Origin of the sequence: Streptococcus sp. CCH8-H5, from assembly GCF_001556505.1 — a bacterium.
Lineage (GTDB): Bacteria > Bacillota > Bacilli > Lactobacillales > Streptococcaceae > Streptococcus.
Genome location: NZ_LSIZ01000155.1, coordinates 1 through 256 on the forward strand (window position 1 = coordinate 1; position 256 = coordinate 256).

The 256-nt window shown below is 44.5% G+C and carries 1 protein-coding gene; it reads left to right on the forward strand.

Annotated elements, in window-relative coordinates; translation table 11 throughout:
- Positions 1-256 (forward strand): Ig-like domain-containing protein (locus AX663_RS10180; RefSeq protein WP_156430785.1); only part of this gene is annotated, 256 nt, incomplete at both ends.

Sequence of the window (256 nt, forward strand, 5' to 3'; positions counted from 1 at the left end):
CACAAACAGGTACACCAAGCTTCACACCTGGTAACCCTGCAATCCCAATGGATGACGATGTACCAGCAACCTTTGAAGATGGCTCAACAACTAAAGTTATTCCAGGAGAAGGTACTTACACTGTAGCTCCTGATGGCACAGTAACCTTCGTCCCAGAAAAATCATTTACTGGAACTGCTTCAGGTGTAACAGTGAAACGTGTGGATAAGAACGGAACTGAAATCACAGCTAAGTACACACCAACAGTAACTCCTGT